We start from the raw sequence: 15,356 nt of genomic DNA, 5'->3' as shown, positions 1-15,356 counted from the left end.
CTGCTCGATTCTGCTCGGAGAGAGCGCGTACCGATCAGGGTTGTCCGCATCCGTGTGGAAAAAGCCACGGGACTGTTAACTATTCACTCCGATCGTGCTTAGCCTTACGAATCCCAGGGCAGGAAGTCTTATCCGCCGCGGATTCTTAACCAGCTGGATCACGACCGGAGGTAGGGCATGAAGTTCGTCTACGACTTCGCCGAGGGCAACAAGGACCTCAAGGATCTGCTGGGTGGCAAGGGCGCCAATCTCGCGGAGATGACCAACCTCGGCCTGCCCGTGCCGCCCGGCTTCACCATCACCACCCAGGCGTGCCAGCAGTACCTGCGCAACGGCACGCACGTCGACGGCCTCGGCGCCGAGATCGACGAACACCTCGCGGCCCTGGAGTCCAAGATGGGCCGCCGCCTGGGCGACCCGGCCGACCCGCTGCTCGTGTCGGTCCGCTCCGGCGCCAAGTTCTCGATGCCCGGCATGATGGAGACCGTCCTCAACGTCGGCCTCAACGACGCCTCCGTCGACGGGCTCTCCCGGCAGGCCGGCGGCAACGATCGGTTCGCGTGGGACTCGTACCGGCGTCTGATCCAGATGTTCGGCAAGACCGTGTGCGAGGTGCCCGGCCACGAGTTCGAGGACGCGTTGCACGACGCGAAGGTCGCCAAGGGCGTCAAGGACGATGTCCAGCTCGACGCCGATGACCTGCGGGCGCTCGTCACCGCGTACAAGAAGGTGTTCGTCAAACACACCGGCCACGAGTTCCCGCAGGACCCGCGTGAACAGCTCGACCTCGCCGTCGAGGCCGTGTTCCGGTCCTGGAACGCCGACCGGGCCGTCCTCTACCGCCGCCAGGAGCGCATCCCCGCCGACCTGGGCACCGCCGTCAACGTGGTCGCCATGGTCTTCGGCAACCTGGGCGCCGACTCCGGCACCGGCGTCGCCTTCACCCGCGACCCGGCGAGCGGCGAGCAGGGCGTCTACGGCGACTACCTGTCCAACGCGCAGGGCGAGGACGTCGTCGCAGGCATCCGTAACACGCTGCCGCTGGCCGACCTGGAGCGGCTGGACAAGCGCTCGTACGACGAGCTGATGCAGATCATGGCCACGCTCGAGGGCCACTACCGGGACCTGTGCGACATCGAGTTCACCATCGAGCGCGGCAAACTGTGGATGCTGCAGACCCGCGTCGGCAAGCGCACCGCGGCGGCCGCTTTCACCATCGCCGCCCAGCTCGTCGACGAGGGCGTCATCGACCTCGACGAGGCGCTCACCCGGGTCACCGGCGGGCAACTCGCCCAGCTGATGTTCCCGCGCTTCGACCTGTCCTCCTCGCCGGACTCGCTGACGCGCGGGGTCGGCGCGTCACCGGGAGCCGCTTTCGGGCAGGTCGTCTTCACCTCGGCACGGGCCGTCGAGGTCGCGGCGTCCGGCACGCCGGTCATCCTGGTCCGGCGCGAGACCAACCCCGACGACCTGCCCGGCATGATCGCCGCCAACGGCATCCTCACCAGCCGCGGCGGCAAGACCTCGCACGCGGCCGTCGTGGCCCGTGGCATGGGTAAGACCTGCGTGTGCGGCGCCGACGAGATGGAGGTGGGCCGTGACTCGTTCACCATCGGCTCGCACACCGTCCGGGAAGGCGAGACGATCTCCATCGACGGCACCACCGGGCGTGTCTACCTCGGCGAGGTCGCGGTGCGGCCCAGCGAGGTCGTGCAGTACTTCGAGGGCGACCTGGACCCGTCACAGGCCAACGATCCGCTGGTGGCGGCCGTGCACCGGATCATCACGCACGCCGACGACCAGCGCCGGCTCAAGGTGCGCACCAATGCCGACACCGGTCTCGACGCGGCCCGCGCGCGTCGCTTCGGCGCGCAGGGGATCGGGCTGTGCCGTACCGAGCACATGTTCCTCGGCGACCGCCGTGAGCTGGTCGAACGCCTGATCCTGGCGCGCAGCGAGGCCGAGCGCAACGAGGCGCTCGCCGCCCTGCAGCCGCTGCAGCGGGCCGACTTCCTGGACATCTTCCGGGAGATGAACGGCCTGCCCGTCACGATCCGGCTCATCGACCCGCCGCTGCACGAGTTCCTGCCCTCGCTGGAGGAACTCGCCGTCAAGGTCGCCGTCGCCCACGAGCACGGCCAGAGCGTCGAACACGACGAGCAGCTGCTCGCCGCCGTCCGCCGCATGCATGAGCAGAACCCGATGCTGGGTCTGCGGGGCGTACGACTGGGGCTGGTCATTCCCGGTCTGTTCGCGATGCAGGTCCGGGCCATCGCCGAGGCGGCCGTCGCCCTGGCGGCCGAAGGCGGGAAACCGCGCCCGGAGATCATGGTCCCGCTCGTCGGCGCCGTCCAGGAACTCGAGACCGTCCGCGCCGAGGCCGAGAAGATCATCGACGCGATCGTCGGCGACTCCGGCGTCGAGGTCCTGATCGGCACGATGATCGAGGTACCGCGGGCCGCACTCACGGCCGGCCAGATCGCCGAGGCCGCCGAGTTCTTCTCCTTCGGCACCAACGACCTCACCCAGATGGCCTGGGGCTTCTCCCGCGACGACGTCGAGGGCGCGTTCTTCTGGCGCTACCTGGAACTCGGCATCTTCGGCATCTCACCCTTCGAGTCCATCGACGCCGACGGCGTGGGCCGCCTCGTCCGCATCGCCACCGAGGAGGGCCGGGCCGCCCGGCCCGGCCTCAAACTCGGCGTCTGCGGCGAACACGGCGGCGACCCCGACTCCGTGCACTTCTTCCACGAGGTCGGGCTCGACTACGTGTCCTGCTCGCCGTTCCGCGTGCCGATCGCCCGCATTGAGGCCGGCCGTGCCGCGGTCGCCTCCACGGCGGCAGGATCCGACCACCGCTGATCCCCACGCCGACACTGTCCCTGGAGCCGGGCGGCGGGCGCGAAGCGGTTCGCTTCGCGCCCGCCGCTCACCTGGTGTACGCCGTCTGCCACGGCTGTCCGTTCGCGCCGGCTCCGCGTGGAGCGCCGGCTTGTGCCGGCTCCGGGGCGGTCAGCCCGTCTGTCGTACCTGGCGCGTGTAAACGGCGTCTCAGGCACGACCTGAACTGATCATCGCTTGGCGGGAGCCGGTCACACGTGGGTGCCGTCCACCACCGCAGGTGGGTCGGTGCCCGGCGGGGTGGCGCAGACGAACGCCTGAACCACGGCCTCGTGCAGGTCGTGAGCGATCCGTGGGCCGGCTGCGGCGAGCAGTTCGGCGGCCGCGTGTTCCAGCATGGCGGCGGCGATTGTCCAGTCCTGCGACGCGGCCTCGCTGAGACGGCGGACCGCCTCGGCCGGGCGGTGCCGAAAAAGCAGAGCGGACCACTCCGGGTACGGCTTGGCCGGGCCGTCCCCGGCAGGCGGGCTGTCCGAGCCGGTCGGGCCTTCCCCGGCGGTCGGGCTCTCCAAGTCGGCCGGGGTGTCCAGACTGTCCAGGACCTGGTCTGGGTCGGCGTAGCCGGCGTCGGCCAGGATCAGCAGCGCCTCGTGGTCGTTGCGGGCGGCCGCCTCCGCACGGACGCGGCCGGCGAGTGCCGCGACGATCGGGCTGTCCGCGTTCAGCCGGACCATCTCGGCGTACGCGGGAAGTCGTTTCGGATCGAGGTCTGCCGGGGCCGGTTCGGGCGTGAGGTCGTCGGCACCGAGCCGGCGAGCGCGGGTGGTCCGGGCGCTGATCCGTGCGTACAGCCGATAGACCGGATCGTCGATCCGCAGCTCCGGGCCACCTAGGACCTGCTCGTCGGCCGACACGATCGCCGCGACGATCGGGGGAGCGGGAGGGAGTCCGGGGACGTGCGGACTGCCCGCGGGGTTGCGCCGGGTCTCCTCGTGCACGATGGCCGCAGCCTGGGCGGGACGATGACCGGCCAGACGGTGCTCGGTGTATTCCAGCGAGCCGTGGCAGGCGTACGCGTCCCGATAGATGTCGTTCAACGCGGGCAGACAGGTGAGCAGGGCGTGGCCCAGCCCGGTGGCGAACGGCAGCACTCCGATCGCCGTGTCGAACCGGGCGCGGTGGTCAGGCCGCAGATAGGCCAGCACGTCACGGTCGTGGCCGGTGTGCCCGCCGGGCCAGGACCAGGCCGGCATCCGGGTCAGCAGCTGCCGCTGACGGGACCAGGCCTGGGCCTCGGCATCCAGATCATGGGCCGCCAGCGCCACCTGGACCAGCGCGCACTGGGCCACAGCAGCCTCGCCGGAGTCCTCGATGAGGGCGGCCAGCGAGGTCGCGGCCCGGCAGTCGGCCGGGGCGAGGTGAGTGACGAAGACGCGGAGCAGACGGGCCAGCGAGTGCGGGTTTCCGGGCAGCGGTGCGGGCGGGAGGAGCGCGTGCAGCCAGGCGGCCGGAGTGGAGTAGAGGTGACGGCCCGCGTGATCGGTCCAGCGGGCACGAAGCTCACGCAGGTAAGGCTCGTGCTCGGTGCCGGGCGAAGGGGAACCCTCGGGACTGAAGGGCGCCGCCCTGGGCGGGGCCGCGGTGCCGGTCAGGGCGGCGCGCAGCAGGCTCAGGTGCAGGATCTGCGGAAGGCGCCGGACCGTGTCGTCACCCGTGAGCTCGGTCTCCAGGGCCCGATCGATCAGCTGGAGGAACGACGCGTCGGAGCCGGAACGTGCGAGTAGCGACAGCCGCAGCCCGCGGTCGAGCACGGTCACACCGGGATTGCTGGTCGCCGCCATGGTGCCCCCTCGATCGCCCCGGTCCATATCGATTCAGTTCACTGGGCGGATGCTACCGGTGGGGTACGACATCGGCGGTGCCGTTCGTGCCCCGGTCGGGTGGAGCCGGGGCGATCGCGGGCGAAAATGTCGGGGGCCGGGTCTAGCGTCCGAGGGGACGGAGTCAACGACGACGATGGAGCACCCGATGACGTCCACCCTCAACCCGTATCTGACGTTCGACGGCAAGGCTCGCGAGGCCGTCGAGTTCTACCACTCGATCTTCGGCGGCGAGCTCAAGGTGAACACCTTCGGCGAGTTCGGTGCGCCCGACCCGGCCTCGGCCGACCTGATCATGCACGCGCAGCTGGAGACCCCGCAGGGCTACACGCTGATGGCCTCCGACTGCCCGCCCGGGATGGAGTACAAGCCCGGCGAGAACATCACCGTCAGCCTGAGCGGCCCCGACGGTGACACCCTGCGCGCCGCCTGGGAGAAACTGTCGGCCGGCGGCCAGGTCCGGGTGCCGCTGGAGAAGCAGATGTGGGGCGACGAGTTCGGTCAGCTGGTCGACCGGTTCGGCATCCCATGGATGGTCAACATCACCCAGTGAGGGTCGCGATCCCACCGGCGGACGGGCCTATGGCGTCCGCCGGTGGTCGAGCCATCTCAAGATCCGGTACGCGGAGTTAACTTCGCGTGCCATGCTCACGCTCCGTGTCACCCTTCTGACACCCTTCCGAGTGATTGTTAAATCGCCCCGAATTGTTGCGCCGAACGCATTTTGGCTGTTCAGAGTGTCCACAATTGGGAATGCGATTTGTCCGGGACGCCGGATGGGTGACAGTGGGTCCACTGTGGCGGTGAACACGTAACGCAATCCGGGGGTTAACTGTCCGAACACTTCGGTGCTTAGAATCCTCGCGCATCAGCATCGGGCGAGCCGGGGGGCTCGCGCGCCGCCCCGAGCGGCAGCGATGTTGCGAGGGGGAGAGCTACGTGACGGTCGAACGGCCGGTCCGTGAGTGGAACGGCCTGATCATTCCGGATCCAGGCGTCTACACACTGGACGAGGCCCACAAACGCATCGGGTTCGTCGCACAGCACATGATGGTCAGTCCGATCCGGGGGGAGTTCGCGAGGGGCGCCGCGACGATCGTGGTGGCGACGGATCCACTGCGCTCGTCGATCAGTGCCACGATTCGCACGGACAGCATCAACACACACAACCCGGAGCGGGACGCGCACCTGTCCAGCCCGGACTTTCTCGACGTCAACCGCTACCCGACGATCGAGTACCGCAGCACCGCTATCACCTGGGAGGCGGACAGCGATCCGATCTTCAATTGGGTACGGCTGCGCAACAACCCGCTCGGCCGGCGAGGAACGGCCGCGGACCTGCCGCCGGCCGCGACCCGTGCGTCGGGCAGGTTCGTGATCAGGGGCTACCTGACGGTCAAGAGCGTCACCCGGCCGATCGACATGCACATGGAGTTCGGCGGTGCACGCCGCGACCCGTACGGCCGGGAGATCTTCGGGTTCAGTGCCTCCGCCGAACTGGACCGCGAGGACTACGGCCTGCTCTGGAACGTGATGCTCGAGTCCGGCGGCGTCCTGGTCGGCAAGAAGATCCGCATCGAACTGGCCGGCGAAGCCATCCGCAACGCCTGAGGCCTGACGCCTGACGCCGGGGCCTGTCGCCGGCCGCCTGTCGCCGGCCGCTTGTCGCCGGCCGCTTGTCGCTGGCCGTCGGCCGCTGCGAGGTCGTCGGCTTGCTTGCCGTGGTGCCGAGTCCTCGCAAAAGCGTCGGGTCGCCGAACGTCATGGTTGCCAAACGATGTAGCCGTCGAACGACTTAGTCGTCATGCGTTGGAACCGTCAACTGTCGGGGGATCCGTCATGCGTCGGAGTCGCCGGTTGTTGGGGGATCCGTCATGCGTCGGAGTCGCCGGCCATCGGAGCCACCGACCGTCGTAACAGCCGTGGTCCACAGCCGGGCACGTATCTCGAGCCCCATTTGATCGCGCGGCCATGGGGCGGGGTTGCTAAATCGCTCGGTTAGCAGCCCTGAACCACAGCCGGTCGGTTTTTTGGGGGCCTAGTTGATCGTGCAGCAGCGGATGACGGTTGTTGAGCTATTTCGGTCGTAGCCCCTGGTCGCAGCGGGGCCGTGTGTTCGGCGTCGTTGATCGTGCGGCTGTGGGTGAGGGTTGTTGATCGTGCGGCTGTGGGTGAAGGCCGCTGGCGGATTCGTGTGGCAGTCCTTGATCGCGGCGGGGGTGTGTGTTCGGGGTTGTTGATCGTGCGGCTGTGGGTGTAGGCCGCTGGCGGATTCGTGTGGCAGTCCTTGATCGCGGCGGGGGTGTGTGTTCGGGGTTGTTTATCGCACGGCTCAGGGCGGAGGCGCTGGGTGGTTCGGGTGGCAGCCTCCAGCCGCATATGGGGCAGCTGAACGGCCCGTGCCGATCGTCCCGGCGGCGGGTGGAGGGCCCGGACCGCGACACGTCTCGCGGAGGGATGAGACAGGGGCCTGGCGGGTGTGGGCACACCCGCCAGGCGGATGTCAGCCCTCGTAGTAGAAGTCGTCGTCGAAGTCCGGCTCCGGCGGCAGGGGCGGGAGCTCCGAGTCGTCGAAGTAGGCGGGCGGGACCGTTTCGGATCGCCGGGCGGCTCGCGCCGACCCCGGCGCGCTGGAGCGGCCGGCTCCGGCGGAAGACCCGGTTCTTGTGGAAGGCCCGCCCTCCGGGGTGAGGGCAGTCCCGTCGGCAGGCGAGGAACCGACAAAGGGGCCGGTTCCGGCAGCGGGGCCGGTTCCCGCGGCGGGGCCGGTTCCGGCGGCGGGGCCGGTTGCCGCGGCGGGGGCGGTTCCGGCGGCGGGGCCGGTTCCCGCGGCGGGGTCGGTTCCGGCGGAGGGTCGAGCCCCGAGGGAAGGCCCGGCACCGGCGGCGGGGTCGCGTTCGGCGGAGGGCTCGGACGATCTTGAGGATGCGGATCCGGCGGCGGGCGAGGGTTCGACGGCGAACAGGGAGACCGGAGCGTCTGCCGAGAGCCCGGTCGATGTGGGCGGCGCGGCCCGCGGCACAGGCCGCGCAGCAGCGGACGGTGCGCCAGACGCGGACGGTGCGCCAGACGCGGACGGTGCGCCAGACGCGGAGGGTGCGCCGGACCCGGGCGCCGGTTTCGCGGAGGCGGAGGCCGCACCGGCGGGCCCGATGTCTGAGGCGAGGGCGTCCGGGACGTCCTCGCCGCGGATCGTGGCCAGCACCGCGTCGCCGAACTTGGTCAGCTTGCTCTGGCCGACGCCGCTGACCGTGCCCAGCTGGGCCAGAGTCGCCGGCGCCAGCGCCGCGATCGCCCGCAGCGTGGCGTCGTGGAAGATGACGTACGCGGGTACGCCCTGCTCCTTGGCCGTCGCCCCGCGCCAGTTGCGCAGGCGCTCGAACAGCGCCGTCGCCTCCGTGGACAGATCGACCGGCGGGGCCGCGGCCTTGCCAGAGGCCCCGCGGGTGGAACTGCGGGACGTGCGCGGCGTCGCGACCTCGCGCCGCATCAGCAGCTTGCGCTCGCCGCGCAGCACCTCGCCGCTGCGGGACGTCAGCGCCAGCGTCTGATGTGTCGGCTCGACGGCCAGGAAGTCGCCGGCCAGCAGCTGACGGACCACGTTGCGCCACTCGACCTCGCTCAGGTCGGTGCCGATGCCGAAGACGGACAGGTCGTCGTGGCGGAAGCGGCTCACCTTGTCGGTGCGTTTGCCGAGCAGGATGTCGATCGACTGCTGGGCGCCGAACCGCTGGTTGCGTTCCTTGTGCAGGCGGAACACGGTGGACAGCAGTTTCTGCGCGGGCACGGTGCCGTCCCACGACTCCGGCGGGTTGAGGCACGTGTCGCAGTTGCCGCAGGTCTCGGCGGCGTCCTGTCCGAAGTACTGCAGGATCTGGGCGCGGCGGCAGGTCACGCTCTCGCAGAGGGCAAGCATGGCGTCGAGGTGGCGGGCGGCGTTGCGCCGGTGTTCCAGCCCACCCTCCGAGTTCTCGATCATGCGGCGCTGCTGCACGACGTCCTGCAGGCCGTACGCCAGCCAGGCGGTCGACGGCTGTCCGTCACGTCCGGCGCGCCCGGTCTCCTGGTAGTAGCCCTCGAGCGACTTCGGCAGGTCGAGGTGGGCGACGAAACGTACATCGGGCTTGTCGATCCCCATGCCGAAGGCGATGGTGGCGACCATGACCAGGCCGTCCTCGCGCAGGAAGCGGGACTGGTTCTCGAAGCGGGTCCGGCTGTCGAGCCCGGCGTGGTACGGCAGGGCCGGCACCCCGTTCTGCGACAGGAACTCGGCGTGCTTCTCCACCGACGCGCGCGACAGGCAGTACACGATGCCCGAGTCGCCGGGGTGTTCGGTGCGCAGCAGTTCGAGCAGCTGGCGGGCCGGGTTGTTCTTGGCGGCGATCCGGTATTGGATGTTGGGCCGGTCGAAGCTGGCGGTGAAGTGCCGGGCGTCGGTGAGCTGCAGCCGGGTGGCGATCTCGTCGCGGGTGGCCGGTGTGGCCGTGGCGGTCAGCGCGATCCGGGGCACGTCCGGCCAGCGTTCGTGCAGCATCGACAGGGCGAGGTAGTCGGGCCGGAAGTCGTGGCCCCACTGCGACACGCAGTGCGCCTCGTCGATGGCGAACAGCGAGATCTTCCCCCGGTCGAGCAGGCGCTGCACCGCTGCCGTGCCGAGGCCTTCCGGAGCGACGTAGAGGAGGTCGAGCTCGCCGGCCACGAACTCGGCCTCGACGAGACGGCGTTCGTCGAGGTCCTGTGCGGAGTTGATGAAGTTCGCCCGCACGCCGAGGGTGCGCAACGCGTCGACCTGGTCCTGCATGAGGGCGATCAGCGGCGAGACGACCACACCGGTGCCGGGCCGGACCAGGGCTGGGATCTGGTAGCAGAGCGACTTGCCGCCGCCGGTCGGCATCAGCACCAGCGCGTCACCGCCGGCGATCACGTGGTCGACGATGTCGCCCTGCTGCCCGCGGAACGAGGGGTAGCCGAACACCCGGTTGAGGGCGTCGACGGCGCTGGACACCTGAAGCTGGGGAGCCGAAGTCACCCGGGGAAGTCTAGAGAGCCGAACGGCCGATCGGATTCACCCTGTGGATGACGGGAGTCCGACCAGGTCGAGGATCCGTGCGGCGGGACTGCCGGGCGCGGCGATCAGGGTCAGCGGCGCCTTGCCGTCGTGGTGGTGGACGGCCACCTCGTGCAGCGCGGACACCCCTGAACTGGCCAGGTGGCTGACGCCGGTCAGGTCGACGGTCATCGGCACGGTGCCGCCACGGCTGCGGCGGAGCAGCTCCTTGCGTACGCCGTCGGAGGTTCCCGCGTCGATCGGCCCGTCCAGCCGGACCCGCGCCTCGTCACCGCCGGGGAGTTCGGTGATCGCCACGTCCTCGTCGCGCGGTGGTGCGGGCACCGCCTCGTCGAAGTGGGTGAGCAGCCGTGCCGGGCGTACCAGCGGATGCCGGACGGTCGCCACGGTGCCGTGCTCGCCCGGATCGACTCGCAGGCTCTGCACGAGCTGCGCAGTGAGCGCCAGGCCGCGCCCGCGGGTCGGCTGCCGTTCCGGGACCCGCCAGCCGCCGTGGTCGGTGACGGTGGCCTCGACCATCCCGGACCGGTCCAGCACGGCACGGACCTCGATGTTCTCGCGCCCGTCGCCGCCGAACGCGTGCTCGATGGCGTTGGTGGTCAGTTCACCGAGGGCGTGCTGGATCACGAAGACGTCGTTCGCGGCGGCGCCGATCGCCCCGAGCCAGGCGGCGATCTCCCGGCGGGCTCCGCTGAGGGCGGCCGGCTGCGCCGGAAGGTCGAGGACCATCTCCGGTACGACGGACACGCGCTGAGCCGCGAGCAGGGTGACGTCGTCGGCGTACCCGCCGGAGCGGACGAGCAGCTCGAGGGTCTGCGAGCAGACCCGCTCCGCCGCGGTGGCGGCCGGCTCGTGCAGGGCCCGCCCGGCGGCCGCGTCCGCCGCGACCTGGGCGAGTTCACCGGCCCCGCCGGCGACCGCGCCGGGCCGTTCGAGGATCCCGTCGGTGTAGAGCAGCAGCAGGTCGCCGGGTTCGAGCCGGTCCTGCCGCACCGGGAAGACGCCGCCGGTGCCGAGCGGGGTGCCGCGGGTGGTGTCGAGATAGCGGGCACCGCCCAGGGCAGGGACCACGAGTGGCGCCGGATGCCCGGCCGTGCAGTACGACAGCGCGCCGGTCACGGGGTCGAGCAGGGCCAGGCAGACGGTCGCCGCGTAGGCCGCCGGCACCCGACCGGCCAGCCGGTCGGCGGCGGCCAGGGCCTCGGCGATGCCGACCCCGGCGTCGAGGCGCTCCTGCAGCACCGCCCGCAGCTGCCCCATCACCCCGGAGGCGGTGACGCCGTGCCCGACCACGTCGCCGACGACGAGGGCGACCAGCCCGTCGGGGCGGGCCACCGCGTCGAACCAGTCACCTCCGGCCGCGGTGTCCGTCTCGGCCAGCAGGTAGCTCGCCGCCACCTGCAGGCCGGGCAGCACCGGCAGCCCGGACGGCAGCAGTTCCCGCTGCAGCGCGTTGATGACGTCGCGGCTCTGCCGGTAGTCGCGGCGCAGCCGTTCCGCCTCCTGCTCGGCGGCCTGACGGTCACGGGCCAGCCCGGTGACGTCGAACGCCGCCCCGATCACCCCGCGCAGGACGCCGCCGTCGATCCACGGGACGATCGTGAACGTCGCGTACATCTCGTGGACCGACCCGTCGGGCTGGTCCAGATGGGCCCGCCACTGCCGGCCGGTGACGGGTTCACCGGTCCGGTACACCTCGTAGTAGGCGTCGACGAACTGCTGCCCGGCCAGGTCGCTGATCACGTCCCGGATCGGGCGGCCGATCACGTCGCGGCCGGGAAGCACGGCCCGGGTGGCCGCGTTGGCGGCCACCAGCAGCAGGTCCGGTCCCTCGCACACGGCGACGATGAAGGGCAGCTGGTCGACCGCGGCGGTCATCGCGCCGAGATCGCCCGCCTCCGGTTTGTCCACGCCGGTCACCCTGCCATCCTGCCGGACCCGCCGCTAGAAGGCCTCGCACGTCACTCGGCCAGGGAACGTCACTCGGCCAGTGGGAGTTCGATCGTGTGGGCGGTGTGCGAGGCCTTCACGCTGAGATAGCGCACGTTGGCCGCGGACAGGTGCACCCCGGTCGGGATCCGCTGGGTGACGTCGATGCCCAGGTCGGTGAGCTGCACGGCCTTGTCCGGGTTGTTGCTGAGCAGGCGCACCCGGTCCACCCCGAGCGCCCGCAGCATCTGCGCCGCCGCGGTGTAGTCGCGCTCGTCCTCGCCCCGTCCGAGCGCCACGTTCGCCTCGTAGGTGTCCAGCCCGTCGTCCTGCAGGGCGTAGGCGTCGAGTTTCGCGTACAGCCCGATGCCCCGCCCCTCCTGCCGCAGGTAGAGGAGGAATCCGCCCTGCTCGGCGATCCGCTCGACGGCCTCGCGCAACTGCGGGCCGCAGTCGCAGCGCTGGCTGCCGAACACGTCGCCGGTGAGGCACTCGCTGTGCGGGCGGACCAGTGGCGCCCGTCCACCGGCCGCCGACTTGGTCAGGGCCCGTTGCCAGTCGCCGAGACCGAGGGCGAGATGTTCCTTCCCGTCGGACAGGCCGTCGAATGTCATCACCCGCGCACTGGTCGCGTAGCCGTCCGGGAAGCGCAGCGGCACGGTGACCTGCCGCCGCAGGGTGGCTTCCGCAACCGCGAGACGCGTGGCCTGGGCTTCGAACATCGGTCCTCCTCGTTTGGTTCCCGCCGTACTCGGCGCGCCGGTGATCCTCTGCCCAGAGTTCGGTTCCCGCACACGGGGATTATGGTGAGGGCCGATACCTGGAGGCGTCATCGGTGGCTGAGCGTCCTTACACCTTGCTGAGTTGTGGCATGTCCATCGACGGCTATCTCGACGACGCCGGTGAGGAGCGGCTGCTCCTCTCCAATGAGGCCGACTTCGACCGGGTCGACGCGGTCCGCGCCCAGTGCGACGCGATCCTGGTCGGCGCCGGGACGATCCGCCAGGACAACCCGCGACTGCTCGTGCGTTCGGCGGCCCGTCGCGCCGCCCGGATCGCCCGAGGGGAAGATCCGGACCCGGTGAAGGTCACCGTAACCGGCAGTTGCCACCTCGACCCCGCAGCGTCGTTCTTCACCACGGGTGACGCCGACAAGCTCGTCTATTGTGCGACGTCGACCGTGGACGAGGCCCGCAAGCTGCTCGGCGAGAAGGCGACGGTCGTCGATGGCGGAGATCCGGTCGACGTGCGGCTGGTCTCCGCCGATCTGGGCGAGCGTGGCGTGCGCCGGCTGATGGTCGAGGGCGGCGGCCACATGCACACCCAGTTCCTCAGCGCCGGTCTCGCCGACGAGTTGCAGCTGGTGGTGGCGCCATTCTTCGTCGGTGACTCGCGGGCGCCGCGATTCGTCCACGACGGCGACTTCCCGTGGGGCCCGGACAACCGGGCCACGCTGGCCGAGGTCCGCCAGATCGGTGACGTCGTGCTGCTGCGATACGCCCTGTCGGAGCGGTTCGGCCGGTCCTGAGCGGACCGGCCGGGACAGACGCACCGTCCGGGTGAGAGGGGACCCGTCCGTCAAGCCGCGACACCGACCCGTGTCCGGGCCCGCAGCCGGATGGCGGGGAGCGGCACGACCACCGGCTCCAGCGCCATGGCCGGCGCGGGCGCCACGGTGAGTGCCGGAACGGGGGCGGGCTGGGCAGCCGGCTCCGCGACCGGCGCCTCGGCCCGACGTGCCAGCAGCCGCGCCACCAGCACCACGGCGCCGGGAGCCGCCGCCACGAACGCCAGGATGCCGTAGGCCACCGCGATCGTCAGACCCTGCGCCGCGCTCAGCCCGGCGGCGCCGAACGCCCAGGCCATCACACCTTCGCGGGGCCCCCAGCCGCCGACGTTCACCGGCAGGCCCATCGCGATCAGCGCGAGCAGCAGCAGCGGCGCCAGCTCCAGCAGCGACGCGGCACTGCCCGCCGCACGGGCCGCCACCAGGAACGTCGCCAGGTGCCCGGCCAGCACGGCCGCCGACGCCAGCAGCACGCCCGGCCCGCTGCGCCGCGACAGTAGCCCGGCGCGGATCTCGCTCATCCCGGTCCGCGCCGCGCCGGCCGCCTTCGACCGGCCACCGCGCAACCGGCGGAGTCCGAGAACGATCAGGACGCCGGCCAGGGCGACGGTCACGGTGGCTGCCGCGGCCTGCGGTCCGTGCGCCTTCAGGAGATCAAAGACCGGCGAGGGTACGGCTACGAGAACGGCAGCCCCCACGACGAGCAGGACGACCTGTCCCGCCGTACGCTCCAGCACCACGGCCCGGACCCCACGTCCCAGGTCGCCCTCGTCCTTGCCGTGGCGCACCGCCCGGCCGACGTCGCCGAGGATCCCGCCCGGCAGCGCGGCGTTCAGGAACAGCGCCTGGTAGTAGTCGGCCGTCGCGTCCTTCAGCGACAGCCGCATGCCGAGCCCGCGGGCCACCAGGCACCAGCGCCACGCGCTGAGCAGCGTGGTCGCGGCGCCGATCCCCAGCGCCGCCAGCAGCGCGGCCGTGTCGAGCACCCGCAGCCCGTCCAGGAACGCGCCGGTCCCGAGCCGCCACATCACCAGAGCCAGGATTCCCGCGCCACCCACCAGACGCAGCCAGGCCCAGATCGATCGGTTCACGTCCCATGTCCCCTCGTCGCTTTCGAGGACTAGTACGCCCGGTCGGCGTCTCCCGGTTCAGTTGAAGATCGCCAAAACATCCTTGTGACCCACGGAAGCATGCGGAAGTGCTGCCAGACGGCGCTCCAGATAGTCGCCGGCGGGCAGGTCGGGGCGTTCCTCGGCGGCCGCGCCGACCCAGCCGCGTAGCCATTCCGCGGTCAGCGCGGGCATCGCCGGACCGAGGCGCCACGGGCTGGGCCGTACCGTGACGGTGGCTCCGGCCCTGGTGAACGCCTCCTCGGCGACCCGCGGCGCGTCCGGCCCGAGCAGCCGCCGCCCGTCCATCACGCGCCGCTGGTGGGCGTTGAACCCCGCCTCGAACTCGGCGTCCAGCGGGTCGTGCGGCGCGAGCTGCACCTCCCCGGTCACCGAGAGCGTGAACAGCACCGACACCCGGGCCTCGGCGCACACACCCGCGAGCCGCTCCACCTCCTCGGCGGTCAGCAGGTCGAGCAGCGCCGAACAGGTGACGAGATCCGTGTCGGCGAGGTCGGCGGCGGTGAGGTCGGTGACGTCCAGCCGCTGCGTGCTGACGGTCACCCCGTCCGGCATGCTCTCCGCCGCGTGCAGCAGCAGCGCGGGGTCTCGATCCGTCATGATCCAATGCTGTCCCGCACCGAGCCGCGGCGACAGCCACCGCCCCAGCGACCCGGTCCCGCAGCCCAGGTCGCGAACCGTCCGTACCGTCCCCGGCAGCTGCTCCACCAGCTCGAGCGCACGGGCGGAGGCGTCCGCGGGTTCCCGCAGCGACAGCCAGGCCGCGCTGAACTCGCCCCCGCTCTCCTCGGCGCTGATCGTCCCCCCGTCGGCGCCGTGCGCCTCACTGTGCCCGGCGGGCTCGCTCTCACTGAACGGCCCGGGCCGCGGCCCGGCCCCGGGAAGCGGCCCGCCGAGTCGCCCGGTGCCACCGACGAGCGGCGTACCGGCTTCGATCTTCC

General features: G+C 71.2%; 9 protein-coding genes and 1 pseudogene. 4 read left to right on the top strand and 6 right to left on the bottom strand.

Features of this window, described 5'->3' with window-relative positions:
* Positions 1 to 177: 177 nt before the first annotated feature.
* Positions 178 to 2,862, top strand: a complete 2,685-nt coding sequence (ppdK, locus tag CLV67_RS26105) for a pyruvate, phosphate dikinase (protein ID WP_106322865.1) — start codon at positions 178 to 180, stop codon at positions 2,860 to 2,862.
* Between the two features lie 230 nt (positions 2,863 to 3,092).
* Here ppdK and CLV67_RS26100 read toward each other — a convergent pair whose 3' ends face one another.
* Positions 3,093 to 4,682 carry a hypothetical protein gene (locus CLV67_RS26100; protein WP_106322863.1) on the bottom strand — a complete coding sequence of 530 codons (1,590 nt, stop codon included), beginning with the start codon at positions 4,680 to 4,682 and terminating at the stop codon, positions 3,093 to 3,095.
* Positions 4,683 to 4,869: 187 nt separating this feature from the next.
* On the opposite strand from CLV67_RS26100, the gene CLV67_RS26095 reads away from it, so the two are divergent.
* Together CLV67_RS26095 and CLV67_RS26090 are read left to right on the top strand one after the other, a co-directional pair.
* On the top strand, positions 4,870 to 5,274 hold the full coding sequence (locus CLV67_RS26095) for a VOC family protein (protein WP_106323202.1): 405 nt from the start codon (positions 4,870 to 4,872) through the stop codon (positions 5,272 to 5,274).
* A 386-nt stretch (positions 5,275 to 5,660) separates the two neighbouring features.
* The gene (locus CLV67_RS26090) at positions 5,661 to 6,332 is read left to right on the top strand and encodes a YceI family protein (protein ID WP_239166535.1); all 672 of its coding nucleotides are present in this window, start codon (positions 5,661 to 5,663) and stop codon (positions 6,330 to 6,332) included.
* Positions 6,333 to 7,911: 1,579 nt separating this feature from the next.
* Here CLV67_RS26090 and recQ read toward each other — a convergent pair.
* The 3 genes and pseudogenes from recQ to CLV67_RS26075 form a co-directional block, all read right to left on the bottom strand.
* Positions 7,912 to 9,750: pseudogene (gene recQ / locus CLV67_RS26085) on the bottom strand (DNA helicase RecQ); the annotation flags it as partial.
* Positions 9,751 to 9,786: 36 nt separating this feature from the next.
* Positions 9,787 to 11,700 (bottom strand): SpoIIE family protein phosphatase, encoded by a 1,914-nt coding sequence (locus tag CLV67_RS26080; RefSeq protein ID WP_239166536.1) that lies wholly within the window; start codon positions 11,698 to 11,700, stop codon positions 9,787 to 9,789.
* Between the two features lie 68 nt (positions 11,701 to 11,768).
* The gene (locus CLV67_RS26075) at positions 11,769 to 12,440 is read right to left on the bottom strand and encodes a GTP cyclohydrolase II (RefSeq protein WP_106322861.1); all 672 of its coding nucleotides are present in this window, start codon (positions 12,438 to 12,440) and stop codon (positions 11,769 to 11,771) included.
* Between the two features lie 113 nt (positions 12,441 to 12,553).
* On the opposite strand from CLV67_RS26075, the gene CLV67_RS26070 reads away from it, so the two are divergent.
* The gene (locus CLV67_RS26070) at positions 12,554 to 13,246 is read left to right on the top strand and encodes a RibD family protein (RefSeq protein WP_106322859.1); all 693 of its coding nucleotides are present in this window, start codon (positions 12,554 to 12,556) and stop codon (positions 13,244 to 13,246) included.
* A gap of 50 nt (positions 13,247 to 13,296) precedes the next feature.
* On the opposite strand, the gene CLV67_RS26065 is transcribed toward CLV67_RS26070, so the two are convergent.
* Positions 13,297 to 14,313 carry a lysylphosphatidylglycerol synthase domain-containing protein gene (locus CLV67_RS26065; RefSeq protein ID WP_239166540.1) on the bottom strand — a complete coding sequence of 339 codons (1,017 nt, stop codon included), beginning with the start codon at positions 14,311 to 14,313 and terminating at the stop codon, positions 13,297 to 13,299.
* 120 nt (positions 14,314 to 14,433) lie between these two features.
* Positions 14,434 to 15,213 carry a class I SAM-dependent methyltransferase gene (locus CLV67_RS26060; RefSeq protein ID WP_373873169.1) on the bottom strand — a complete coding sequence of 260 codons (780 nt, stop codon included), beginning with the start codon at positions 15,211 to 15,213 and terminating at the stop codon, positions 14,434 to 14,436.
* Positions 15,214 to 15,356: the final 143 nt, after the last annotated feature.

The organism is Actinoplanes italicus, from assembly GCF_003001815.1.
Lineage (GTDB): Bacteria > Actinomycetota > Actinomycetes > Mycobacteriales > Micromonosporaceae > Actinoplanes > Actinoplanes italicus.
The sequence above is the reverse complement of the archived record's forward strand: the minus strand, read 5'-3'. Positions and strand labels throughout refer to the sequence as shown.